Source organism: Achromobacter sp. GQ309 (assembly GCF_059759315.1).
The window spans coordinates 822,537-847,431 of the sequence record NZ_JCAXDP010000003.1 but is presented as its reverse complement, the minus strand read 5'-3'; the positions used below and the strand labels follow the sequence as shown (position 1 = coordinate 847,431).

Here is a 24,895-nt window from a genome sequence, read left to right as displayed (position 1 = left end):
GACATTATATGGGTCAGTGTCCGCCAAGCGTACGCTGATACACATCCACCGTAGCCTGCGCGAAACGCTCCAGGTTGAAGTCGCGCAAACTTGTTTCACGCGCCTTGCTGCCCATCTGTCGGACGACTTCCGGATTGTCCAGCATGAAGCGGAGCTTGGCGGTCATGGCGGGCACGTCGCGCGCCCGCACGATCCAGCCGTCCACGCCGTCCGTTACGTTCTCCGGCAGGCCGCCGGCATCGCTGACGAGCGCCGGCAGGCCCAATCCCATGATCTCGCGGCAGGCAAACGACAGCGCCTCGCGGTAAGAAAGGACGAAGCCCGCATGGCAGGACGCCAGCGCCGCGCGCACGTCGTCGAGCAGCCCCGGAAACTTGACCTGATCGATCATGCCGAGCTCGCGCACCCGCGCAAGCTTGGCCTCGGTGGGCGGATCGCCCGCCACCATCAGCAAGATGCGTGCCTTGTCGGCCGGCGGCAGCGCGGCCGCGGCGGCCACCAGGTCCAGCCAGCCTTTGTCGTAGTCGGTGCCCCCGGCGCTGCCCAGCAGCAGCTTGCCTTGCCAATCCGGACCGAAGAAGAGTTCGCGCAGCTTGTCCAGGCTTTCGGGCGGCGGCGGCGCGAAGAAATTGGTATCGATGCCGTGCCGGATGGTGGTGATGGGGCGCTTGCGGTACGGCGAGTGCTCCATCATGCCGCGGATGTAGTCGCTGACGGCGATGCCGTGATCCGTCGCCAGCGCCACCCGCAGCTTGTGTCCAAAACTGGAAAGCGGGTGATCGTTGTGCTTGGTGAACACGATGCGCGGACGGCGCCGCATGCCCAGCGTGGCCAGCATGACCTGCTTGTGGTCGGCCGAGCCGTTGGCGTGGATGATGTCGAACCGACCCTCGGCGATCAGGCGCTGCAGCCGGGCGCGGTCCTTGAACCAGGACGACGGGCGGGTCGTGTAGCGCATGTCCACCACCGTCACCCCGGGGATGGCCTTGGCGTAGCGGTACAGACGGCTGGTGCCGGGCACCGCCACGGTGATGTCGTGATCGCGGGCCAGCGCCTTGGCCAGGTTGATGATGTAGGTGACGTGCCCCCCGCCGTTGCCGGCGTGGAAGTTCGTGTAGAGGATCTTCACTTTTTGTTTTCTGCCAGGAACATCAGCTTCGAGTAGCGGAAGAAGCTGCCCGCCGCCGCGGTGACGGCCAGCACGAGTCCGTGGCGGCCATCCAGGAAACCGCGCCGGATCAGGTAGATGCGCACGAAGGTCCAGAAGCCGTGGCCCAGCGCCCCGAAGACCGAGGTGCGCTTGCCCTTGGCATACATCATGGCCGCGGCGTCGGACGAGTAACGGTTGACCTTGTTGATCAGCGCGTCCAGGTTGTCGTACGGATAGTGGTTGAAGTAGCCGCGCATCTGCAGGGGCCGGCCGTTGGCTGGCACCACCCGCTCGTGGACGGCGGCGTCGGTGAAGCGCGCCGTGCCGCGCTTGAAGAGGCGCAGCACGTAGTCGGGCCACCAGCCGCTGTGGCGGATGTCGCGGCCGCAGAAATTGGACAGGCGCGCGATCTCGTAGGCGTCGGCGCGGGGCGCGCGCAGCACGTCCTGGATTTCCTGCGCCAACTCGGGGGTGACGCGCTCGTCCGCGTCGATCGACAGCACCCAGTCGCCCGTCGCCAGATCCAGCGCGCGGTTCTTTTGCGGACCGAAACCGGGCCAGTCGGCGGTGACTTCAACGCGGGCCCCAAGCGCCCGCGCCAGTTCCACGGTGCCGTCGGTGCTGCCCGAATCCACGACGATGAACTCGTCGGCGAACGACACGGACTTCAGGCAGGCGGCAATATTTGCCGCTTCGTTCTTGGTGATGATGATGACTGATAGCTTCATCCGCGATTCCTAAGACGCTTTTTCCAGGCCTTCCAGGCGTGATAGCGCGGTCCCCAGAACGGGTCGCGCGACAGCCAGATCCGGCGGTTCAGCCAGGACCCGCCCAGATTGCGCACCGCGAAGCGATAGATATGGCCGGGATCCGTGCCGGGCAGGTTCTGGCCGAAAGGGTCGGTAGTGTACAAGTGCCGGAAACCGGCCTGCCGCGCGGCGGCCACGTAGTCGGCGTCGAAATAACCCTGCGGCCAGCACAGGTGATCGCTCACGCCGCCAAGCCGGCGGATCAGGGTGTCGCGCGAATCGTGCAGATCCTGCGCGATGCGTTCGCGCTTGGCGGCCACATCCGCGCCACAGACCTTGTCCCAGCGGGTGTGCGTGTTGGTATGGGAATGGAACTCGAAGGTGCCGGCGGCCTGCATGGCCTCGATTTCGCTCCAGCGCAGCATCGCCTCGTCGGCGCGGCCCGACGCCACGAGTTCCTTGCAGGCGTGGTGATCGGGGGTCGGGGGCAACGCGCCGCCCTGCCCCGCATGCGGCCGCACGGGGCCGTCGCCGATCCAGCCGGTGATGGTGAACAGCACCGCGCGCATGCCATGGCGGGCCAGGACGGGATGCGCGTGCACCCAATTGTTCAGGTAGCCATCGTCAAAGGTGATGAGCACAGAGCGTTCGGGCACGCTGCCGCCGGCCAGGTAGGCGGCGAACTGCGCGGTGGTGAGCGACTGGTAGCCGGCGCGCGCCAGGCGCGCGATCTGCGTTTCGAAGACGTCGGGCGTCGCGGCGATCATGCCACCCGCCGGCGTGATGTGGTGGTACATCAGCACCGGAACGTTGGGCGCGTTCATTTGCGGCGCTCCGCCAGCCAGCGCGTATAGATCGCCTCCGTGGTTTCCGCAAGGCGCGCGGGAGAAAACACGCCCTCTTCCCAGACCATCTTGCGGCCGGCCTCGCCCATGGTGCGGCGTAGGGCCGGGTCGTCGATCAGGCGCTCGAGTGCGGTGGTCAAGGCGAGCGAGTTCTTGGGCGGGACCAGAAAGCCCGTCACGCCGTCCCGGAACATCTCGGATACGCCGCCGACGTTCGTGCCGACGACCGGCAGCCCGCTCGCCTGCGCCTCGACATAGACCGTACCGGAGGCTTCCTGTTGGGTGGCCAGCGCGAAGAGGTCGAATCCCGCCAGCAGGTTGGGGACGTCGCGCCGCGTGCCCATCAGGTGGATCCGGTCTTGCAGGCCGCGCTGAGCAATGTACGCCTGCGTCTGCTCGAAGACCGGCGAACCGGCGCCCACGAACACCAGGTGCAGCTTCGGACGCACGGCCATCAGCGGCGCCATGGCGTCGATCAGGTCCTTGTGGCCCTTGGTGGCGCGCATGACGGCCACACAGCCCACGACGATGTCGTCGTCGGCCAGGCCGAGTTCGTCACGCAAGGTGGAGTGCTCGACGGGCGCGGGCAGCACGATGGGCGAATACACGGTCGCGATCTTCTCGGCCGGGACGCCGCGGCTGATCAGGTATTCGCGCACATGGTCGCTGACGGCGGTGACGCGGTGCGGCAGGATGGTGTAAGACCACATCGAGCCGACCACGTTGGACAGGTGGCGGGTGCGCACGATGAGGGGCGTACCTGCCATGCGCCCGGCCAGGGCGGCGATGACCGTGTCGCGCCGGCTGTGCGTATTGAGCACGTCAAAGCGCCCCGCCTTCAGGATCTGGCGGACGGCGGGGACGCCCTTCAAATAGGCCACCGTCCCCTTCATATCGACGGCATGCACGGTGAAACCGGCATCCCGCAGACGCTCAGTCAGTTGCGCGCGCGGCTGGCAGATCGCTTCGACATGATGCCCGCGCGCCCGCATGGCATGCATTTCCTTGAAAATTCGTCCTTCCTGTCCACCAAAGGCGGTGGCGGCTTCCGAATGCACGATACGTAGACTTGAAGACATCAGTACGTAACCTCCACGCCGTCCGGTTTGGTCCAGGCGTTCAGGTTGGCGAGCAGCGTGTCGGCCATGCGCACGCGCCATTCTTCGCCTAGCCTGACCGTGCACAGGAAATTGTTCTTGGTGTAGACGATGTCGACCGGCACGCCTGGAATGCCGTTCTCGGGTTCGGCGCGGAACGGGTTGAGCATCTGGCGCAGACGGGCCGCGTCGGCGCTGCCGTTGAGCTTGACGCGCAGCGACTTGGCGCGGGCTTCGCGCGCGAGCTGCAGGTCATAGAGCTGCTCGGCAACGATGCGCATGCCGCCGGAATAGTCGTCGTTGCTGACCTTGCCCTGCACGATGACGAGCTGGTCTTCGCGCAGGCGATTGCGGTGCTTTTCAAAGAGTTCGTTGAAGACCGAGATTTCCACCTGCGCCGTGCCGTCGTCCAGCACGGCAAAGACCATCTTGCCGCGGCGGGTCATCATGACGCGCACGCTGGCCAGCACGCCGCACATCCATTGCAGGTCGCGCTGCGGCTCCATGCGGGCCAGCTGCATCGGCACGATGCGGCGCACTTCGTCGCGCCACGCATCGAACAGGTGGCCGCTGTAGTAATAGCCCAGCGCGGATTTTTCTTCGGTCAGTTTCTTGTGCAGATCCCACGGCGCGACCTTGGCGAGTTCGCCCGCGACCACGTCGCCGCTGTCGTCGCCAAAAAGCGAGGCCTGGTTGGCGCTGCGCGCGGCCTGCTCGGCCGCTTCCATGGCGGTAGGCACGGAGGCCAGCATCGCGGCGCGGTTCGGCTCGATGGTGTCGAACGCGCCGGCCTTGATCAGGGCCTCGATGGTGCGGCGGTTGACGGCCTGCTTGCTGACGCGGCGGCAGAAGTCGAACAGGTTCAGGAACGGGCCGCCTTCCTTGCGCGCACGCAGGATGTCCTCGACGGCGCCCTGCCCGGTGCCCTTGACGGCGCCCAGGCCGTAACGCATGGTGCGCGGCGGCTTGCCTTTTTCGGTGTGCTTGTCAGCGACGGGTTCGAACCGGTAGCCAGAATGGTTGACGTCGGGCGGCAGCACCTCGACGCCGTTGTCCTGGGCGTCGCGGCAGAAGATCTGGACCTTGTCGGTGTCGTCCATGTCCGAAGACATGGTGGCGGCCAGGAACTCGGTCGGGTGGTAGGCCTTCAGCCAGGCGGTCTGGTACGAGATCAGCGCGTACGCGGCCGAGTGCGACTTGTTGAAGCCGTAGCCCGCGAACTTCTCCATCAGGTCGAAGAGCTTGACCGCCAGATCCGGATCGTGGCCCTTTTCCTTGGCGCCCTGTTCGAACAGTTCGCGGTGCTTGGCCATTTCCTCGGGCTTTTTCTTGCCCATGGCCCGGCGCAGCAGGTCGGCGCCGCCCAGCGAATAGCCCCCGATGATCTGGGAGATCAGCATCACCTGTTCCTGGTAGACGATGACCCCGTAGGTGCTCTTGAGGGTGGCTTCCAGGTCCGGGTGGAAATAATCGACCGCCGCGCGCCCGTGCTTGCGGTTCACGAAGTCGTCCACCATGCCCGATTCCAGCGGCCCCGGACGATACAGGGCCAGCATGGCGATGATGTCTTCGAACGTATTGGGCCGCAGCTTCTTGAGCAGCTCTTTCATGCCGCGCGATTCAAGCTGGAACACCGCGGTGGTGTTCGCGTCGCACAGGATCTTGTAGGCCGCCGGATCGTCCAGCGACAGCGCCATGACGTCGAAGTCGCGCTTTTCGGCGTTGAACTGGCGCACGTAGCGCACGGCCCAGTCCAGGATGGTCAGGTTGCGCAGGCCCAGGAAGTCGAACTTCACCAGGCCGGCCGCCTCGACGTCGTCCTTGTCGAACTGCGAGACCGCGCTGTTTTCCTGGCCCGGCTGGCAATACAGCGGGCAGAAGTCGGTGAGCTTGCCGGGCGCGATCAGCACCCCGCCCGCGTGCATGCCGATGTTGCGGGTCAGGCCTTCGAGCGGCTTGGCCAGGTCGACCAGCGCGCGGACTTCTTCTTCCTGCTCGTAGCGGTCCTTGAAGGCGGGCTCGTCCTTGAGCGTGCGCTCCAGCGTCCACGGATCCATCGGATTGAACGGGATCAGCTTGGACAGGCCGTCGCAGAACATATAGGGCATGTCCAGCACACGGCCGGCGTCGCGCACCACGGCCTTGGCGCCCAGCGTGCCGAACGTGGCGATCTGGCTGACGGCGGCGCGGCCGTATTTTTCCTTGACGTAGTCGATGACCCGTTCGCGGTTGTCCTGGCAGAAGTCGATATCGAAGTCGGGCATGGAGACCCGCTCGGGATTCAGGAAGCGCTCGAACAGCAGGTCATAGCGGATGGGGTCGAGGTCCGTGATGCCCAGCGCGTAGGCCACCAGCGAACCGGCGCCCGAGCCCCGGCCCGGGCCGACCGGCACTCCGTTGTTCTTGCCCCAGTTGATGAAGTCCTGAACGATCAGGAAGTAGCCGGGAAAGCCCATCTGGATGATGGTCTTGCACTCCCAGCGCAGCCGCTCGTAGTACTGCTCGCGCTTGGACTCGCGCTCGGCGACGTCCGGGAACAGGAACTCCATGCGCTTTTCGAGGCCCTCTTCGGAGAGCTGGACCAGATAATCGTCCAGCGTCACGCCGTCGGGCGTGGGGAAATTGGGCAGGCGCGGCTTGCCCAGCACCAGGCTCAGGTTGCAACGCTTGGCGATTTCGACCGTGTTGGCCAGCGCCGACGGCACGTCGGCGAAGCGGCGCGCCATTTCCTCGGAGCTGAGCAGATACTGCTCTTTCGAGAACCGACGCACGCGGCGCGGGTTGGCCAGGATTTCACCTTCGGCGATGCAGACGCGCGCCTCGTGCGCCTGGAATTCGAATTCGTCGAGGAACTGCACGGGATGGGTGGCGACCACCGGCAGCCCGGCTTCCGAGGCCAGCCGCATGGCGGCCTGGCAGTAGCCTTCGTCGCCGTCCATGCCGGCGCGCTGCAATTCGACGTAGTAGCTGCCCGGGAACATCAGCGCCCACTGGCGCGCCAGGGCCAGCGCCGACACCGCGTTGCCGGCCTCGAGCGCCTGCCCGACGTCGCCGGCGCGCCCGCCAGACAGGGCGATGAGACCAGCCTGTCCTTGGAGCCATTCGCGGCGGATTTCGGCCCGGCCTTTGCCCTGGTTCGTCAGGAACGCCTTGGACAGCAGTTCGCACAGATTCAGGTAACCCTGGTGGTTGCGCACGAGCAACAGCAGGCGGAAGGGCTTCGTCGGATCTTCGTCGTTGGAAATCCAGACGTCGCAGCCTGCGATGGGCTTGACCCCCGCGCCGCGTGCACCCTTATAGAATTTGATCAGTCCGAACAGGTTGGACAGATCGGTCAGGGCGACGGCGGGCTGGCCCAGCTTGGCCACGCGCTTGATGAGGTCGGGGATACGCACCGTACCGTCCACGACCGAGAACTCGGAGTGGACGCGCAGGTGAACAAATGGGGTCGGGGTCGTTACGGCTTCGGACATGGCGGAATTGTACCCAGCGGCCGACCGCCCTAGAACAATCCTTGCATCAGAATCCGCCAGTTGCATCCCGCCCTGACGGGATCCGCCCGGGAGGCTTGTGGGACAATACCGCCCATACCGCACTACCCCGTCGCACGACGAGACATACCTATGAAATGGTTAATACCTGGGATCTGGCTGGCCGCCATCCTGTTCGCGCACTTCCGAGGCCGCGTCAAACTGCCCCTGGGACGGCAATTCCTGGACCATTCGGTGCTGCTGGCGCCGATCAACGCGTTCATGGTGCTGACGTCCCGCGTGCCCACGACGCCGTACCTGACGACCAGCGAAATCGCCGAACTGAAAGTGCTGGACGACAACTGGGAGACGATCCGCGAAGAGGCCATGCAGATGGCCGAGCTTCGCCGGATCAAGGCGGCCGACACCCACAACGACATCGGTTTCAACTCGTTCTTCAAGTATGGCTGGAAGCGGTTCTACCTGAAGTGGTACGACGCCCGCCACCCCTCGGCCGAGGAACTCTGCCCCAAGACGGTCGCCATCCTGAAGGGCCTGCCCAAGGTCAAGGCCGCCATGTTTGCCGAGCTGCCGCCGGGCGGCCAGCTCAATCCGCACCGTGATCCGTTTGCCGGGTCGCTGCGCTATCACCTGGGACTGGTCACGCCCAACGACGACGGCTGCCACATCATCGTTGATGGCGAGCACTACAGCTGGCGCGATGGCGAAAGCGTGGTGTTCGACGAGACCTACGTCCACGAGGCCTACAACAAGACGGGCGAGAACCGGATCATTCTGTTCTGCGACGTCGAGCGGCCGCTGAAGTGGCGCTGGGCCGAGGCCTTCAACCGCTGGTTCGGCCGCAAAGTCATGTCGGCGGCCAGCTCGCCCAACGACGGCGGCGACCAGACGGGGGCCATCAACAAGCTGACGCACGCGCACTGGGTGATCGACCAGAAGCGCAAGGCGTTCAAGAAGTGGAACCGCACGGCGTACAAGGCCACGAAGTACGGGCTGATCGCGTTGGTGATCGTCGGGTTCCTGGCGCTGTAAAGACGCCGCAAAAGAACGGGCCGCAAAGCGATTTGCGGCCCGTTTTGCATGCGGCGTCAGCTAGCGCTTAGCGTTGCAACGATTCCCAGCTTTTCATCAGCCGCTTGACCGACACCGGCATCGGCGTGCGCAGCTCCTGGGCGAAGAGCGCGACGCGCAATTCCTCGAGCAGCCACCGGAACTCGTCCAGGCGGGGATCGGCCGCGCCTTTCAGCGCCGCGCGGGCACGCTGGTATTGCGTGACCAGCGGCGCCATTTCCGACACCAGCTTCGCGTCCCGCGCCGGGTCGGCGCGCAGCTTGTCGATGCGTGCAACCGCCGCCTTCAGGTAGCGCGGAAAGTGCGACAACTGCGCGTACGGCGTGTCGCGGATGAACCACTTGGGCATCAACGCACCGAGTTGCTGCTGCAGATCCGCGTACGCAGCCGCGTGGGGCTTGGCCTGCGGCAGCTTGCGTTGAAGCGCCGCATATTCCGTCAGCACCGCGCCGGCCAGCCGCGCGACCTCCTGGGCCAGCAGACCCAAGCGGCCCTTGCCCTCGGCGCGGCGGGCTTCGAACTGCTGCTCGTTCACCGGCCAGGGCTCGGCAAGACACGCCTGCCCCAGCGCGCAGTCGATGATCTGGTCGCGCAGCTCTTCCTGCGTGCCCAGCGTCATGTACAGCATGCTGATCCTGGTGAGGTCGGTAAGGTTCTTTTCGAGGAACTTGACCTGCTCGCGCAGGCCCAGCCGGAAGAGTTTCAAGAGGCCCGCGCGATGGTGCTTGCGCGCCTCGTCGGGATCGTCGAACACGTCCAGGTCGCAATGCGCCCCTCGGTCCACCAGGGCCGGATAGCCGATGACGGACTGGCCGCGCCGCTTGATCTCCATGATCTCGGGCAAGGGCCCGAACGACCAGGAGGTCAGGTTTTCGTGCGCCAGCGCCTGCGCGACCTGCGTGTCGCTGGCCGCCAGTTGCTGGAAGGTGGCTTGAGCCTGCTTGCCGAATTCGGCGCGCAGTTGCGCCAGATTGCGGCCGGCGGCCAGCATGCGGCCGTGCTCGTCCACGACGCGGAAGTTCATGAACAGATGCGCCGGCAGGGTTTCCAGCTTGAAGTCCCCCACCGCCGGGCGGATCTGCACCTGGTCCCACATGTCGGCGATGATGGCATCCACCAGCCCCGTCTGCGGGTCGGCCAGGCGCTCGAACCAGCGGTCGTAGAAGCCCGCGGCGTAGTCGGGCAGCGGCACGCAGTGGCGGCGCAGCTTCTGCGGCAGCGACTTGAGCAGCAGATGCACCTTTTCCTTCAGCATGCCGGGCACCAGCCACTCGCAGCGCGCGGGATCGATCTGGTTCAGCGCGAACAGCGGCACCGACAGCGTGACGCCGTCGCGCGGCGAGCCGGGTTCGAAGTGATAGTCCAGCGCCATCGACACGCCCTGCCATTCCACCTTCTTGGGAAAGACATCGGTCGTGACGCCGGCCGCCTCGTGCCGCATCAGCTCGTCGCGCGTCAGCATCAGCTTGGCGGCGGCCGCCTTGTCCAGGCCGCTCACCCACTTTTCCAGCGATGCGGTCTGCGAAATGTCGGCGGGAAGCTGCCGGTCGTAGAACGCGTAGATCAGCTCGTCATCGACCAGGATGTCCGGCCGCCGCGTCTGGTGCTCAAGCTTTTCGATACCCGCGATGAGCTTGCGGTTGTGCGCGACGAACGGCAGGCGCGTGTCGATCTCGCCGGGCACCAGCGCCTGGCGGATGAAGAGTTCGCGCGCATGGGTGGGATTCACGCGGCCGTAATGAATGCGACGGCCGGTGTAGATGGCCAGGCCGTAAAGCGTGGCCCGCTCGTTGGCCACGACCTGCCCGGCCTTCTTTTCCCAGCGCGGGTCCGACCAGTTCTTGCGGATCAGGTGCGCGCCGACCTTTTCGAGCCACACCGGGTCGATGCGCGCCACGCAGCGCGCGTACAGGCGCGTGGTCTCGACCAGTTCGGCCGCCATGATCCAGCGGCCGGCCTTTTTCACCAGGCGCGAGCCCGGATGGATGTGGAAGCGGATTTCGCGCGCGCCCTGGTAGCTGCCGCCTTCGTCGCTCTTGAAACCGATGTTGCCCAAAAGGCCCGACAACAGCGCCATGTGCAGCTGTTCGTACGTGGCTTCGGACTGATTGACGCGCCAGCCCTGCTCGCCCACCAGCGCCGACAGCTGCGTGTGCACGTCGTGCCACTCGCGCAGGCGGATGGGCGACAGGAAGTTCTGCCGCAACAGGCCCACCAGCTTGCGCTGCGATGCCTTGTGCTGCACCTGCTCGCCATACCAGCGCCACAGTTTCAGGAAAGAAATGAACTCGGACTTGTCGTCGCCGAACTTGGCGTGCGCGGCCTCGGCGGCCTCGCGCTCCTGCATGGGGCGATCACGCGGATCCTGCACGGACAGCGCCGAGGCGATGATCAGCATTTCGGCCAGGCACTGGTGTTCTCGCGCGGCCAGGATCATCCGGCCGATGCGCGGGTCCACGGGCAGCTTGGCCAGTTCATCGCCGGTGCGGGTCAGGACAAAAGACGCGCCTGTTCGCCCGTCGTCCGTGTCGTCGTCGGACGCCGACGCCAGTTCAATGGCGCCCAGTTCCTGCAGCAGGTGGTAGCCATCGGCCACCGCCCGTCCCGGCGGCGCCTCGACGAAGGGGAATTGTTCGATGTCGTCGAGCTTGAGCGACTTCATCCGCAGGATGACCGACGCCAGCGACGAGCGCAGCACTTCGGGATCGGTGAAGGCCGCGCGGTTGTTGAAATCCAGCTCGTCGTAGAGCCGGATGCAGACGCCCGGCCCCACCCGGCCGCAACGGCCGGCGCGCTGGTTGGCCGAGGCGCGGCTGATGGGCTCGATGCGCAGCTGTTCGACCTTGTTGCGCCACGAATAGCGCTTGATGCGGGCCAGGCCGCTGTCGACCACGAAGCGGATGCCGGGCACCGTCAGCGAGGTTTCCGCCACGTTGGTGGCCAGCACGATGCGGCGCGCGTTGCCGCGCGGGCGGAAGATCTGTTCCTGCTCGGCCTGCGACAGGCGCGCGAACAGCGGCAGGACTTCGGTGCCGGCCGGGTGCCGCTTGCGCAGCGCTTCGGCCGATTCGCGGATTTCGCGTTCGCCAGGCAGGAACACCAGCACGTCGCCCGGACCATGCCGCGCGCATTCGTCAACCGCATCGACGATGGCGTCGATCAGGTCGCGCTCTTCGTCGCCCGACATGCGCTCGCGGTCGCGCCCGGCCTTGTTGGGCGCCGGCGCGTTGTCGTCGGCGGCGGGCTCTTCGCGCACGGGCCGGTAGCGCACTTCCACGGGATACAGGCGCCCCGAGACTTCGATGACCGGCGCGGGCTTGTCTTCCGACGCGGCAAAGTGCCTGGCGAAGCGCTCGGCGTCGATGGTGGCCGACGTGATGATGAGCTTGAGGTCCGGACGCCGCGGCAAGAGCTGCTTGAGGTAGCCCAGCAGGAAGTCGATGTTCAGACTGCGTTCGTGCGCTTCGTCGATGATGATCGTGTCGTAGCGGCGCAGCAGCGGATCGCGCTGCGACTCGGCCAGCAGGATGCCGTCCGTCATCAGCTTGATGGACGCGTTGGGCCCGGTGCGGTCGTTGAACCGCACCTGATAGCCGACGACTTCGCCCATGGGCGTGTTCAGTTCCTCGGCGATGCGCTTGGCCACCGAGGTCGCCGCCAAGCGGCGCGGCTGCGTGTGGCCGATCATCTTCTGGCGGCCACGGCCCAGTTCCAGGCAGATCTTCGGAAGCTGCGTGGTCTTGCCCGAGCCGGTTTCGCCGCTGACGATCACGACCTGATGGCCGGCGATGGCGCGCGCGATCTCCTGCCGCCGTGCGCTGACGGGCAGGTCTTCGGGGTAGGTGACGGCCGGGATGGGCCGTTCGGGACGGGGCGCGGCGGGGCGGCCTTCGGGACGGGCCCGGGGGGCTTGCCGGGCGGCTTGCCGAGGGTCCGGCTGAGCACTTTGCCGGGCGTCTTCCGGGGTCTGCTCCCGGTCAGTGGCGCGCGGCGCCGGCTTCTTCGGCGCCCGCGGGCTGGAGGATTCAGGCATGTAGGATTTATCCGATTAGCCCGCCATTATAAATTTCTGGCGGAGTTCGCGCGCGCGGCCCCTGGCTGCCCGCGCGCGGGGCTCCTACAGCAGCTTGCCGGGATTCATGAGCTGATTGGGATCTAGCGCCCGCTTGATCATCAGCATCAGGTCCATTTCAACCGGCGACTTGTAGCGGCGCAGCTCGTCGCGCCGCAATTGGCCCACGCCGTGTTCGGCGCTGATGCTGCCGCCGCGCTGCGCCACCAGGTCGTGCACGCGGCGGTTCAGCGCCGCGGTCAGCCGGGCGTACTCGGCGGGCGCCACGTCCGGCGGCAGCAGCACGTTGTAGTGCAGGTTGCCGTCGCCGATGTGGCCAAAGTTGATGATGGGCAGTCCCGGAAAATCCGACACCAGCGCCAGATCCGCTTCCTCGACGAATGCGGCCAGGCGCGAGATGGGCAGCGCGATGTCGTGCTTGACCGCCTTGCCCGCGCGCACCTGCGCCTGCGAGATGCCTTCTCGCAGCCGCCACAGCGTCTGGACCTGCGTGTCGTTCATTGCGACGACGCAGTCCTGGATGACGCCGTCCTCGAGCGCCGCGCCGAGCGCCGCTTCCAGCAAGGAGGGCAGGCCGGCGGGCTCGGTGTCCGACAGTTCCAGAAGCGCGTGATAGGCATGGCGGGCGGCCAGCGGACTGGCCGCGCCGCTGACGTGCGCCACCACCAGATCCAGGCAATGCGCCGACATCATTTCGAACGCGGTCAGCCGTTCGCCGCAGACGCCCTGCATGCGGCTCAATAACGCCACGATTTGCGCGGGCGTATCCGCCCCCACCCACGCCGCCACGCGGCCCGCCGGCGCAGGGTACAGCTTGAGCACCGCGCCGGTGATGATGCCCAGCGTGCCCTCCGAGCCGATGAAGAGACTCTTGAGGTCGTAGCCGGTGTTGTCCTTGCGCAGGCCGCGCAGGCCATTCCAGACGCGGCCGTCGGGCAGCACCACCTCCAGCCCCAGCGCCAGGTCGCGCGTGTTGCCGTAGCGCAGCACCGCGGTGCCGCCGGCATTGGTGGCCAGATTGCCGCCGATGGTGCAGCTGCCCTCCGCGCCCAGACTCAGCGGGAAAAACCGCCCGACCTCGCGCGCGGCAGCCTGCACGTCGGCCAGCAGCACGCCTGCGTCCGCACACAGCGTGTTGTTGACCGGATCGACCTCGCGGATGCGTTTCATACGGTTCAAGCTCAGGATCACCTGCGCGCCGCTGCCGTCGGGCGTGGCGCCCCCGCTCATTCCGGTATTGCCGCCCTGCGGCACCACCGGCGTGCGCGTCTGATGGCATAGACGCATGACGGCCGACACCTCGGTGGCGTTGCGTGGCCGCACCACCACTGGCGTGCTGCCCTGCCACTTGCCCAGCCAGTCGCGCACGTAGGGCCCCTGCCCCTCGGCGTCCAGCACCAGCCCGTTGTCGCCGACCAGATGCGACAGCCGTTCGATCAGTTCGTGGTTGCGCATGGTGGCCTCAGGCGCCGTGCCAGTTCAGCCGGATGCGGCCGATCGCCATCGCCGCGGCAGCCTGTGTCGGCTCGACGACGGGCAGGCCCAGCTCGGCCTGCAGCCAGCCGCGATACGCGGCCATGCCGGCGCAGCCCAGCACCAGCACGTCGGCCTGATGCTCGTCGCGCAACCGCGCGCCCACGTGCAAAAGGCGCTCGCGGGTACGCGCCTCGTCCGACAGTTCGACCACGCCCAGATCCAGCGGCAGCTCGGCCGCCACGCGGCCCGACAGGCCGATCGCGCCGAACATGCGTCCGTGGCGCGGCAGCGATTGGCGCAGGATCGCAATCACACCGACGCGCTGGCCCAGCGTCAGCGCGGTCAGCATGCCGCATTCGCTGATGCCCAGCACGGGCTTGCGCGTGGTTTCGCGCACCGCGTGCAGGCCAGGATCGCTGAAGCAGGCGATGACGTAGCCTGCGGCGGCCGCGCCGTGCTCCGCATCGAGCTTGCGCACCAGCGCGGCGAGCGGCAACGTCACGCTTTCGACGTCGAGCTGCGTCTGGACGCCCGCAGGTCCTTCGGCCAGCGTCAGGCATTGGATGCGCGGACCGCCGGCCATGCGCAGCGGCTCCAGCGCCGCGTCGAATGCGTCCGTCACGGCTTGCGTGGAATTGGGATTGATCACAAACAGGGTCTGTTCCATTCGTCCGTCCTGGTCGTCCGTCCTGGTGGTGGCGGGGCCCGGGCCACGCTGACGCGGGCGGGGGCAAGGTACGGCGCCAGTCTATCTGCGGGCGGCCTGAGCATGTATTGTCAATTTGTGCGCTGCCCTTAACCCTTTGTTATGCTCGTCGCGTCAATTCGGAGCGGGTGCGCCATGCAACTGAATCTGCGGCAAATCGAAGTTTTCCGGGCGGTGATGACCACGGGTTCGATCAGCGGGGCGGCCAAGCTGCTGTTCGTGTCGCAGCCTGCGGTCAGCCGGTTGCTGTCGCACACGGAACAGCGGCTGGGCTTCGCGCTGTTCGAGCGCATCAAGGGCCGGCTGTATCCCACGCCCGAATCCCGGCAGCTCTTTCGCGAAGTGGAAACGGTCTATGCCGGCGTGCGGCGCGTGGAAGAACTGGCTTCGGAATTGTCCGAGCGCCGCAGCGGCATCCTGCATCTGGTGTCGAGCCCCAGCATCGGCCACATGCTCGTGCCCCTGACCATCTCCCGCTTTCGCGAAACGCACCCCGACGTCAAGGTCACCTTTCAGCCGCTGACGCAGCAGCCCCTGACGCAGATGCTGCTCGACAACCGCGCCGAACTGGGCGTGGTGATCCTGCCCGTGCAGCACCCGAATCTGCTGACCCAGCCGATCGGCCAGGCACGGCTGGTCTGCATCTGCCCGTACAACCATCCGCTTGCCCATCGCTCGCTGCTATCCATCGGCGACCTGTTGCCCTACCCGCTGATTTCGTACGGCGGCGACACGCCGTTCGGCATGCTGGTCGAGCAGATGTACCACGAGGCGGGACAGGCCCGCCGGCTGGCGGTGGAAGTGAGTTCGCCGCAGAACGCGTGCTCGCTGGTGCAGGCCGGTGCGGGCATCGCCATCGTCGATGAATTCTCCGTCAAGAGCCGCACGCAAGGCGACTTTGTGGTGCGCCCGATCGACCAGGCAAAAATCCTGACGGCAAGCCTGGTGCAGTCGCGCTTCGAACCGTTGTCGCAGCTTGCGCAGGCCTTTGTCGACGTGCTGCGCCACACGCTTTGCGAACAGGGTTTCGAGCTGTCCGCAAACGTCCAGGCAAACCCTGCCAAGGGTAAACCTTGACTTAACTCGCTGTTATACCAAGGCAATAAAAAAGCAAGTGGAGTTCTAAAACTTCCGCTTTAGGATGACATCGAAACGTCGCTTCCGATTTCGGTTTTCACGCATCCTGACGGAGAAAAGATGGCAGCCTCCATCGACGCCAAAGGCGTCTTCACCATTTGCCCCACGCCCTTTGACGACGCCCTGCGGGTCGATGCCGACAGCATCCGCACGCTGGTCGACTTCCTGCTTGAAACCGGCGTGACCGGGCTGGCCATCCTGGGCTTTCTGGGCGAGTTGCACAAGCTGTCCAACGACGAGCGCCGGCTGGTGCTGGACACCTTCGTCAAGCACACGAACGGCCGCGTGCCGGTGTGGGTTGGCGTGCGAGCCCATGGCATCGCCGGCGCCATCGAGCAGGCCCGCGAAGCGCAGGAGCTGGGCGCATCGGCCGTGTTCGCGGCGCCCCTGGACAACGCCAGCGATGCCCTGCTGTTCGACTACTACAAGGCCGTGGCCGACGCCGTGAAGATTCCGGTCGTGATCCACGACTTTCCGGATTCCTTCGGCACCGAGATCCGCCCCGAGGTGGTCGCGCGACTGGGCCGCGAAGGCGGCGTGCACATGATCAAGATGGAAGAGCCGCCGGTGGGGCAGAAGATCAGCCGCATCCGCGAACTCGTGCCCGACGCCGACATGGCCATCTTCGGCGGCTTGGGCGGCGTGTACTTCCTGGAAGAGCTGCAGCGCGGCGCGGTCGGCACGATGACCGGCTTTGCGTTCCCGGAGATCCTGGTCGCCATCTACGAACGCTACGCCAGTGGCGACCACGCCGGGGCTGCCGCGATCTTCGATCGCTACTGCCCGCTGATCCGCTACGAGTTCCAGCCCAAGATCGGGCTGGCGTTGCGCAAGTACGTCTATCAGCGCCGCGGCGCCATCAAGAGCCACGCGCTGCGCGCGCCCGGGATGCGGATCGATCCGGTGACCGCCGCCGAACTGGAGGCGACCGTCGCGCGCGTCGGGCTGTCGCTGGGCGTCACCGGCCGCCAACCCGTGCAGGGTTGAAAGGAGCAAACGCATGGACCTCGGAATCAAGGGCAAGCACGCGCTGGTGTGCGCATCGAGCAAAGGCCTGGGCTACGCCTGCGCACTATCTCTGGCGCGCGAAGGCGTGAATCTGGTGATGGCCGCGCGAACCACGACCACGCTGGACGCCGCGGCGGACGCGATCCGACGCGAGACCGGCGCGTCGGTTGTCACGGTGGCGGCCGACGTCACCACCGAGGCCGGCAGGCAGGCGCTGCTGGCGGCCTGCCCCGAACCCGACATCCTGGTCACCAACGCGGGCGGGCCGAAGCCTGGGGACTTTCGCGAGTGGTCGCGCGAAGACTGGATTGCCGCGCTGGACGCCAACATGCTGACGCCCATTGCACTGATCCGCGCCACGGTGGACGGCATGATCGCGCGCCGCTTTGGCCGCATCGTCAACATCACGTCCGCCGCCGTGAAGATGCCGATCGATATCCTGGGCCTGTCCAACGGCGCGCGGGCCGGGCTGACCGGCTTTGTGGCGGGACTGGCGCGTCAGACGGTACGACATGGCGTCACGATCAACAACCTGCTGCCCGGCCCGTTCCTGACGGATCGCCTGCGCCAGACCGCCGAACGCGGTGCGCGCGACAGCGGCAAGACGGTGGACGACGTGCTGGCCGCCCGGCTGGCGGGCATTCCTGCCGGACGCTATGGCGACCCCGCCGAATTCGGCGACGCCTGCGCCTTCCTGTGCGGCGCGCGCGCCGGCTACATGACAGGCCAGAACCTGGTGCTGGACGGCGGCATCTATCCCGGAACGCTCTGACCCATTACTTGCGCGGAACCCCTTACCCATGACCGATACCGCAGCATTTGACCTGACGATCCGCAACGGCCGCATCAGCACCGCCAACGACACTTTCCACGCCGACATCGGCGTGCGCGACGGCGTGATCGTCGCACTGGGACAGGGCCTGCCGCCGGGCGCCCGGGACATCGACGCCGCGGGGCGGTGGGTGCTGCCGGGCGGCATCGACAGCCACTGCCACGTCGAGCAGCTGTCGGGCATGGGCATCATGTGCGCCGATGACTTCTACAGCGCGACCGTCTCGGCCGCATTCGGCGGCACCACCACCATCATTCCGTTCGCCGCCCAGCACCGCGGCAACGCGTTGCCGGAAGTGGTGGCCGACTACGCCCGCCGCGCCGAAGAGAAGGCGGTCATCGACTACGGCTTTCATCTGATCCTGTCCGACCCCACGGAACAGGCGCTCAAGCACGACCTGCCCGAACTCATCAAGAACGGCATAACGTCCTTCAAGGTGTTCATGACGTACGACCGCCTGAAACTGGACGATTACCAGTTGCTGGACGTGCTGGAGGTCGCCGACCGTGAAGGCGCGCTGGTGATGGTGCATGCCGAAAACAACGACATGATCCGCTGGGTGGCCCGCCGCCTGGCCGAACGCGGCATGACGGCGCCGAAGTACCACGCCGTGGCGCACACGCCGCTGGCCGAAAGCGAGGCAACGAATCGTGCCGTGACGCTGGCCCGCATGATGGACGTGCCCATCCTGATCGTTCACGTCGCGGGGCTCGAAGCAGTGCGCGTGGTGCATTCGTCGCAAGCGCTGGGGCTGCCGATTCACGCTGAAAGCTGCCCGCAGTACCTGTTCCTGACGGCCGATGACATCGACGCGCCCGGCCTGGAAGGCGCCAAGTTCTGCTGCAGCCCGCCCCCGCGCGATGCGGCCTCGCAGGAAGCCGTCTGGCAGGGCCTGATCGACGGCACCCTGCAGATCTATTCCTCCGACCACGCGCCCTACCGCTTCGACGCCAGCGGCAAGCTGCCCAAGGGCGACGCCACCACGTTCAAGGACGTGGCCAACGGCGTGCCGGGACTGGAAGTGCGCATGCCGCTGCTCTTCTCCGAAGGCGTGCTGGGCAGACGCATTTCGATTGAACGCTTCGTCGCGCTGACCGCCGCCAATCATGCCCGCACGTATGGCCTGTACCCGCAGAAGGGAACTATCGCGGTGGGCGCGGACGCCGACATCGCGATCTGGAATCCGGAACGGGAGGTCACGATCTCCGCGTCCATGCTGCACGACAACGTCGGCTACACGCCCTACGAGGGCCGAACGGTGCGCGGCTGGCCCGAGGTGGTCATCAGCCGCGGCCGCATCGCTATTGAGAACGGCCAGCTGCATGTCGAACGCGGCAGCGGCCGCTTCATCAAGCGCGGCACGCCCGAGCCCGTATTGCGCCAGCGCCTGACCGGCAATCCCAACGCGCTGGTGCGCAAGTATTTTTCGGCCGATAGCGCCGCCTGAGTCATTGCGAAAGGATCACAGCATGAGCAAACGTCCCTTCGGCCTGGCGGTCGCGCAGATGGGTCCGGTGCAACCGCAGGAGACGCGCCGGCAGGCGGTGGCGCGCCTGCTCGCGATGATGCGCGAGGCGCATGGACGCGGCGCGCGCCTGGTGGTGTTTCCGGAATTGGCGCTGACCACCTTCTTTCCCCGTTACTGGATGACGGAAGAAGAAGCGACGGCGCGCTACTTCGAAAAGGAAATGCCCGGCCCCGAGACCCGCGTGCTGTTCGACACCGCGCGGGAGCTGGGCATCGGCTTTTACCTGGGCTACGCCGAGATCGCCTCGGACGGCCGGCGCTTCAACACCAGCATCCTGGTCGACGCCAACGCGCGCATCGTCGGGCGCTACCGCAAGATCCATCTTCCGGGCCACAGCGACCACAAGCCCGAGGCGCCGTTCCAGCACCTGGAAAAGAAGTTCTTTGAAGTCGGCAACGACGGCTTCAACGTCTGGGAAACGCTGGGCACGCGCATCGGCATGTGCCTGTGCAACGACCGCCGCTGGACGGAGACCTGGCGCGTGCTGGCGCTGCAGGGCGCCGAGATCGTGGCGCTGGGATACAACACGCCGTCATTGAACATCCACTGGAACGAACCGGTCCATTTGCGCATGTTCCACCACCTGCTCAGCCTGCAGGCGGCCGCGTACCAGAACGCGGTCTGGGTGGCCGCCGCAGGCAAGGCCGGCAACGAGGACGGCAGCCACCTGATCGCCGGATCGGCCATCGTCGCGCCCACGGGCGAGATCGTGGCGCAGGCGCAGGGGGAGGAGGACGAGGTGATTTTCTGCCAGGCCGATCTGGCGCTGGGAGACACCTTCAAGCAGCACATCTTCAACTTCGCCGCCCACCGGCGTCCGGAACACTACGGCTTGATTCTCGAGCGCGTGGGGGCCGGTCCCGCCCTGGGCAAGACGCCTCTTCCCTAAAGGACCTGTCATGACCCGCCTTCTCCGCACCCTGACTTTTGCCGGCCGTTGCGGCCTCACGCTGTGCCTGGCCGGCGCCAGCCTGGCCGCGGCCGCCCAGCCGCTGACGACCGGCGTGGACGCCACGTTTGCCCCCCACGCCATGCCCAAGCTAGGCGGCGGGTTGGACGGCTTCAACATCGAACTGGGCCAAGCCATCGCCAAGCAGCTGGGCACCACCATCAAGATCGAAGGCACCGAGTACGCCGCGCTGATCCCGGGCCTGAACGCCAAGAAATACGACTTCGTGCTGGCGCCCACCACGGCCACCGAGGAACGCGCCCGCGCCCTGCTGTTTTCCGAGGGGTACCTCAACACCGACTACACCTTCGTGATCGGCAAGAACGGCAAGGACATCAAGGGCCTGGATGATCTTAAGGGCAGGAAGCTGGCGGTCAACAAGGGGTCGGCCTACGAGAACTGGGCGCGCGACAACGCAGCCAAGTACGGCTTCACCTATGACGTGTACGCCTCCAACGCCGACGCGGTGCAGGCAGTGCAGGCCGGCCGCGCGGACGCCAACCTGGCGGGCAACACCGTGGCGGCCTGGGCCGCCAAGCAGAATCCGGCCGTGCGCACCAGCTACACGATCAAGACGGGCCTGGTCTGGGCGCTGGCGTTCCGGCTGGACGACAAGGCGGGCCGCGACCGCGTGTCCATGGCGCTCAAGTGCCTGAAGCAGGACGGCACGGTCTCCAAGCTGGCGCAGAAGTGGTTCGGCTTCACGCCCGCAGCCGGTTCGGCGGCGGCCACCGTGACGCCGGGTCAGGGCGTCCCGGATCTGCCGGGCTACGACGCCCAGCCGGTCGAGCTGCGCTGCAGCTGATTTTCCGACGCACCGCCAACGACTGGGTAAGGAGCCGCCACGCGGCCCCTGCCCGCGCATTGAGGAGCTTTCGATGGAAACGCCGATCCTGAAAATCGCCGGGCTGCACAAGTCCTATGGCGACAACGCGGTCCTCAAGGGAATCGACCTGGACGTGAGCCGCGGCGAGCTGGTCTTCATGATCGGCCCTTCCGGCTCGGGCAAGAGCAGCCTCCTGCGCTGCTGCAACCGGCTGGAGGAGCCGACCGCCGGCAGCATCCACGTCGACGGCGAGGAGATCACCGCCCCGTCGGCCGAGTTGAACCGCATCCGCCAGAACATCGGCATGGTGTTCCAGCACTTCAACCTGTACCGCCACATGTCCGTGCTGTCGAACATCACGCTGGCGCTGCGCAAGGTGCAGAAACTGGCGCGCGCCGAAGCCGACCGCCGCGGCTTGGAGGCGCTGGATCGTGTGGGACTGGCCGACAAGGCGAGCGCCTATCCCGACCAGTTGTCCGGCGGCCAGCAGCAGCGAGTGGGGATCGCGCGGTCGCTGGCGCTGCGGCCCAAAGTGGTGCTGTTCGACGAGCCGACCAGCGCGCTGGATCCGGAGCTGGTGGGCAGCGTGCTGAACGTGATGCGAGAACTGAAGCGCGACGGCATGACGATGATGGTGGTCAGCCACGAAATGGGCTTTGCCCGCGCGGCGGCCGACCGGGTGGTGTTCATGGACGGCGGGGTGATCGTCGAGCAAGGCCCGCCGCAGGACGTCTTTGGCGCCCCCCGACAACCCCGCACCCAGGCCTTTCTGGCCAGCATGGCGGAACATGCCGCGTAATGCGGTTTGAAGAGCGCTCCATGGATCTGAATGCCCTGCTGTTCTCGTTTTTCAACGCTGAGGTCGCCTGGCGCTACCTGCCCGACATCCTGGCCGGCATGTGGGTCACGCTGCAATTGGGCGTGGCGGTTGCCGCGACCGGCGTGGCGCTTGGCCTGGTGCTAGCCGTGGTGCGTGCGCTGCGTATCCGGCCGGTGAACTTCCTGATCATCTGCTTTGCCGACATCCTGCGCGCGCTGCCGCCGCTGGTGGTGATCATGGTGTTGTTCTTCGCATTCCCGTACATCAACCTGTCGATGTCGGCGTTCATGGCGTGTTGGCTGTCACTGTCGCTGGTATTGGCCGCGTTCGCCGAGGAAATCTTCTGGGCAGGCATTCTGTCCGTGCCGCGCGGCCAGGCCGAGGCGGCGCGCTCCACCGGGCTGAACTGGCTGCAGAGCATGGTGTATGTCGTGATGCCGCAGGCGATGCGGCTGACGGTCGCGCCGCTGACCAACCGGGTCATCGCCATTACGAAGAGCACCGCGCTGGGTTCGGTCGTGGGTTTGAGCGAAGTGCTCAACAACGCCCAATCGGCCAGCAGCAACGCGGGCAACGCCACGCCGCTGACCTTGGCTGCGGTGGCGTGCCTGCTGATCTTTTTGCCGGTCGTGATTCTGGGGCGCTGGACTGAAACGCGCTTCAAGTGGAAACACTGACGGGAAGCACTGACCGGACGCATCTTTACGAATACATATCGGGCGGGAAGCAAGGCCGATCGCACCCGCCCGGCACAACAAGGGAGCCCCGAACGGGCCCCAGGGGAACCGCATGGACGAAATCCTGCAGAATTTCTTCAATCTGAACATCTATGTCAGCGTCGCGCCGTACCTCTTGCAGGGGCTGGGGCGCACGCTGATGCTGTCGGCCATGGTGATCCCGGTGGGACTGGCCTCGGGACTGCTCATCGGCGTGCTGTCCGTCACGCTGAAAGCCCGCTGGTCGCGCGTGCTGCTGGCCATCTACATCGACTTCTTCCGCGCATTGCCGCCGCTGGTGCTGCTGATCTTCATTTACTTCGGGGCGCCGTTCCTGGGCCTGGACCTGCCCAAGCTGCTGGCGGTGGCCGTGGGCTTCATGCTGAACAATTCGTCCTATTACGGCGAGGTCTTCCGTGCCGGGCTGGAAAGCGTGCCGCGCGGGCAGATCGAGGCGGCGCGCTCAACCGGCCTGTCCGCCTGGCAGACGATGTGGCACGTGCAGATTCCGCAGGCCACGCGCAACGTCATGCCGGATCTCATCAGCAACACGCTCGAAGTGGTCAAGCTGACCACGCTGGCCAGCGCCGTGGCGCTACCGGAACTGCTGCGGGTGGCGCGCGACGCCCAGTCGCTGGTCTACAACCCGTCGCCCATCGTGCTGGCGGCGCTATTCTACCTGGCGCTGCTGTGGCCGGTGGTGCGGCTGCTCAGCCGGCTGGAACACCGGCAGCTTTCCCGGCATTGACCCTTTTAGCGCGGCGGCCAGCGCGGCGGCCAGTGCGGCGGCCCCGGCTCGCCCCTGGAACTTCCTGTGGGGCGCCCGCAACAATGCGTGCTGCGCACCGCGCGGACCGGGCCAGCGCGCGCCCTATAATTCCGCGTAGCGCCGCCCCCTGAGGGCGGCGCTCTCCGCACGGCCTGCCGGCCTGCGCCGTCCCGCGACCCATAGGATTGTTAAGCAACTCACACCATGCCCGACCTGGAACCAGACACCGTCTCCGCCCTTGAAGCCCCTGAATTCGCCGCCGCGCAGTTTGTGCGATGGTTCCGAGACGTGGCCCCCTACGTGCACGCGTTCCGAGGCAAGACCTTCGTGGTGGCGTTTGGCGGGGAACTCGTGCAGGCGGGCGCGTTGAACGCCCTGGTCCAGGATCTGTCCCTGCTGTCGTCGCTGGGCATCCGGCTGGTGCTGGTGCACGGCTCGCGGCCCCAGGTCAACGAGCAACTTCGCCTGAAGGGCTACACGCAGCAGTTCGACCGGGGCCTGTCCCCTACCGACGCCGCCGCGCTGGAATGCGCCAAGGAAGCCGCCGGCGAGATCCGTCTGGACATCGAAGCCGCTTTCAGCCAGGGGCTGCCCAACACGCCCATGTCGCACGCGCACATCCGCGTGATCTCCGGCAATTTCGTCACCGCGCGTCCCACGGGCGTGCTGGATGGTGTGGATTACAAGCACACCGGCCAGGTGCGCAAGATCGACATCGAGGCGCTGAAGTTCGCCATCGAGAAAGGCTCGTCGGTCGTGCTGCTGTCGCCGCTGGGGTTCTCGCCCACCGGCGACGCCTTCAATCTGGCGATGGAAGACCTGGCCACCAGCGTGGCCGTGGGCCTGCGCGCCGAAAAGCTGATTTTCCTGTCCAGCTCGCAGGGCGTGCTGAACGACGATGGCACGCTGGACACCGAACTGGCGCGCGTGGATGCTGACGCGCTGCTGGCGGGCGGCGAGCTGGACGAAGAGACCCATTCCTTCCTGCAGTACGCCTCGCTCGCGGTCAAGCGCGGCGTGGCCCGCGCCCACCTGCTGCCGTTCGAGCTGGACGGCAGCGTGCTGCTCGAGATCTTCACCCACGACGGCGTGGGCACCATGGTGGTCGAGGACACGCTGGATGACCTGCGCCCCGCCACCATCGACGACGTGGGCGCCATTCTCAGCCTCATCGAGCCGCTGGAAGCCGACGGCACGCTGGTGCCGCGTCCGCGCAGCGTGGTCGAGCGCGACGTCGAAAACTTCACTGTGCTGGAGCACGACGGCGTCATCTACGGCTGCGCGGCGCTGCATGACTTCCACGACGAGCAGATGGCCGAAATGGCCTGCCTGATCGTGCATCCCGAGTGGCAAGGCTCCGGCGAAGGCGAGATTCTGCTGCGCCACATGGAATCGCGCGCCCGCGCGCTGGGCGCCAAACGGCTGTTCGTGCTGACCACGCGTACCTCGCACTGGTTCATGAAGCGCGGTTTCGTGCAGGGCGGCATCACCGACCTGCCCCGCGAAAAGCAGAACAACTACAACCGCTCCCGCAACAGCCTGGTGTTCATCAAGAAGCTCTGACACCGGCCCGCGGCGCGATTCCGCGGTAAGCAAGAGGGGCTTGGCGCCCGACGCACGCCAAGCCCGCTAAAATGTGGCGTTATTCATTTT

At 66.4% G+C, this 24,895-nt stretch carries 19 protein-coding genes; 11 read left to right on the top strand and 8 right to left on the bottom strand.

All coding sequences use genetic code 11. The features are described 5' to 3' along the window. Window positions 1-13 precede the first annotated feature (13 nt). From AC6CIE_RS13305 to dnaE, 5 genes are read right to left on the bottom strand one after another with little or no spacing between them, the layout of a single operon-like run. A complete protein-coding gene (locus AC6CIE_RS13305) occupies window positions 14-1,129 on the bottom strand; it encodes a glycosyltransferase (protein ID WP_175138730.1) in 1,116 nt (371 codons plus the stop codon). Beyond that, the gene (locus AC6CIE_RS13300) at window positions 1,126-1,878 is read right to left on the bottom strand and encodes a glycosyltransferase family 2 protein (protein WP_498092381.1); all 753 of its coding nucleotides are present in this window, start codon (window positions 1,876-1,878) and stop codon (window positions 1,126-1,128) included. The genes AC6CIE_RS13305 and AC6CIE_RS13300 overlap by 4 nt, the downstream gene beginning before the upstream one ends. Then, complete coding sequence (locus AC6CIE_RS13295; RefSeq protein ID WP_175125711.1) at window positions 1,875-2,723, bottom strand: polysaccharide deacetylase family protein; 849 nt, start codon at window positions 2,721-2,723, stop codon at window positions 1,875-1,877. The genes AC6CIE_RS13300 and AC6CIE_RS13295 overlap by 4 nt, the downstream gene beginning before the upstream one ends. Further along, window positions 2,720-3,823: a glycosyltransferase family 4 protein gene (locus AC6CIE_RS13290; RefSeq protein WP_175138732.1), complete on the bottom strand. Its 1,104-nt coding sequence runs from the start codon at window positions 3,821-3,823 to the stop codon at window positions 2,720-2,722. Before AC6CIE_RS13290 ends, AC6CIE_RS13295 begins: the two co-directional genes overlap by 4 nt. Next, a complete protein-coding gene (gene dnaE, locus AC6CIE_RS13285) occupies window positions 3,823-7,314 on the bottom strand; it encodes a DNA polymerase III subunit alpha (RefSeq protein ID WP_498092379.1) in 3,492 nt (1,163 codons plus the stop codon). Before dnaE ends, AC6CIE_RS13290 begins: the two co-directional genes overlap by 1 nt. A 150-nt stretch (window positions 7,315-7,464) precedes the next feature. On the opposite strand from dnaE, the gene lpxO reads away from it, so the two are divergent. Further along, on the top strand, window positions 7,465-8,364 hold the full coding sequence (gene lpxO, locus AC6CIE_RS13280; protein ID WP_175125717.1) for a lipid A hydroxylase LpxO: 900 nt from the start codon (window positions 7,465-7,467) through the stop codon (window positions 8,362-8,364). 67 nt (window positions 8,365-8,431) lie between these two features. Here lpxO and hrpA read toward each other — a convergent pair whose 3' ends face one another. From hrpA to AC6CIE_RS13265, 3 genes are all read right to left on the bottom strand, one after another. Then, entirely contained in the window at window positions 8,432-12,436 is a 4,005-nt protein-coding gene (hrpA, locus tag AC6CIE_RS13275; RefSeq protein ID WP_498092377.1) for an ATP-dependent RNA helicase HrpA, read from the bottom strand. 84 nt (window positions 12,437-12,520) lie between these two features. Continuing rightward, entirely contained in the window at window positions 12,521-13,930 is a 1,410-nt protein-coding gene (locus tag AC6CIE_RS13270; protein WP_367351724.1) for an FAD-binding oxidoreductase, read from the bottom strand. A 7-nt stretch (window positions 13,931-13,937) separates the two neighbouring features. Then, complete coding sequence (locus tag AC6CIE_RS13265) at window positions 13,938-14,618, bottom strand: aspartate/glutamate racemase family protein (protein ID WP_218345060.1); 681 nt, start codon at window positions 14,616-14,618, stop codon at window positions 13,938-13,940. A 174-nt stretch (window positions 14,619-14,792) separates the two neighbouring features. Here AC6CIE_RS13265 and AC6CIE_RS13260 point away from each other — a divergent pair, with 174 nt between their 5' ends. The 10 genes from AC6CIE_RS13260 (at window position 14,793) to argA (ending at window position 24,805) form a co-directional block, all read left to right on the top strand. Further along, entirely contained in the window at window positions 14,793-15,734 is a 942-nt protein-coding gene (locus AC6CIE_RS13260) for a LysR substrate-binding domain-containing protein (RefSeq protein WP_175125722.1), read from the top strand. 120 nt (window positions 15,735-15,854) lie between these two features. Beyond that, window positions 15,855-16,781, top strand: a complete 927-nt coding sequence (locus tag AC6CIE_RS13255) for a dihydrodipicolinate synthase family protein (protein WP_498092374.1) — start codon at window positions 15,855-15,857, stop codon at window positions 16,779-16,781. A gap of 13 nt (window positions 16,782-16,794) precedes the next feature. Further along, a complete protein-coding gene (locus tag AC6CIE_RS13250) occupies window positions 16,795-17,574 on the top strand; it encodes an SDR family oxidoreductase (protein WP_175138737.1) in 780 nt (259 codons plus the stop codon). A 28-nt stretch (window positions 17,575-17,602) separates the two neighbouring features. Then, window positions 17,603-19,081, top strand: coding sequence for a dihydropyrimidinase (hydA, locus tag AC6CIE_RS13245; RefSeq protein ID WP_498092372.1), 1,479 nt, complete (start codon window positions 17,603-17,605; stop codon window positions 19,079-19,081). A gap of 22 nt (window positions 19,082-19,103) precedes the next feature. Continuing rightward, window positions 19,104-20,051 (top strand): N-carbamoyl-D-amino-acid hydrolase, encoded by a 948-nt coding sequence (locus tag AC6CIE_RS13240; protein WP_498092370.1) that lies wholly within the window; start codon window positions 19,104-19,106, stop codon window positions 20,049-20,051. 10 nt (window positions 20,052-20,061) lie between these two features. Beyond that, window positions 20,062-20,916, top strand: a complete 855-nt coding sequence (locus tag AC6CIE_RS13235) for a transporter substrate-binding domain-containing protein (RefSeq protein WP_279975642.1) — start codon at window positions 20,062-20,064, stop codon at window positions 20,914-20,916. A gap of 73 nt (window positions 20,917-20,989) precedes the next feature. After that, the gene (locus AC6CIE_RS13230; RefSeq protein ID WP_255596245.1) at window positions 20,990-21,736 is read left to right on the top strand and encodes an amino acid ABC transporter ATP-binding protein; all 747 of its coding nucleotides are present in this window, start codon (window positions 20,990-20,992) and stop codon (window positions 21,734-21,736) included. 20 nt (window positions 21,737-21,756) lie between these two features. After that, window positions 21,757-22,434, top strand: a complete 678-nt coding sequence (locus AC6CIE_RS13225; RefSeq protein WP_234015831.1) for an amino acid ABC transporter permease — start codon at window positions 21,757-21,759, stop codon at window positions 22,432-22,434. A 112-nt stretch (window positions 22,435-22,546) separates the two neighbouring features. Next, entirely contained in the window at window positions 22,547-23,221 is a 675-nt protein-coding gene (locus AC6CIE_RS13220; RefSeq protein ID WP_062838418.1) for an amino acid ABC transporter permease, read from the top strand. A 225-nt stretch (window positions 23,222-23,446) separates the two neighbouring features. Beyond that, complete coding sequence (gene argA / locus AC6CIE_RS13215) at window positions 23,447-24,805, top strand: amino-acid N-acetyltransferase (protein ID WP_175125729.1); 1,359 nt, start codon at window positions 23,447-23,449, stop codon at window positions 24,803-24,805. Window positions 24,806-24,895: the final 90 nt, after the last annotated feature.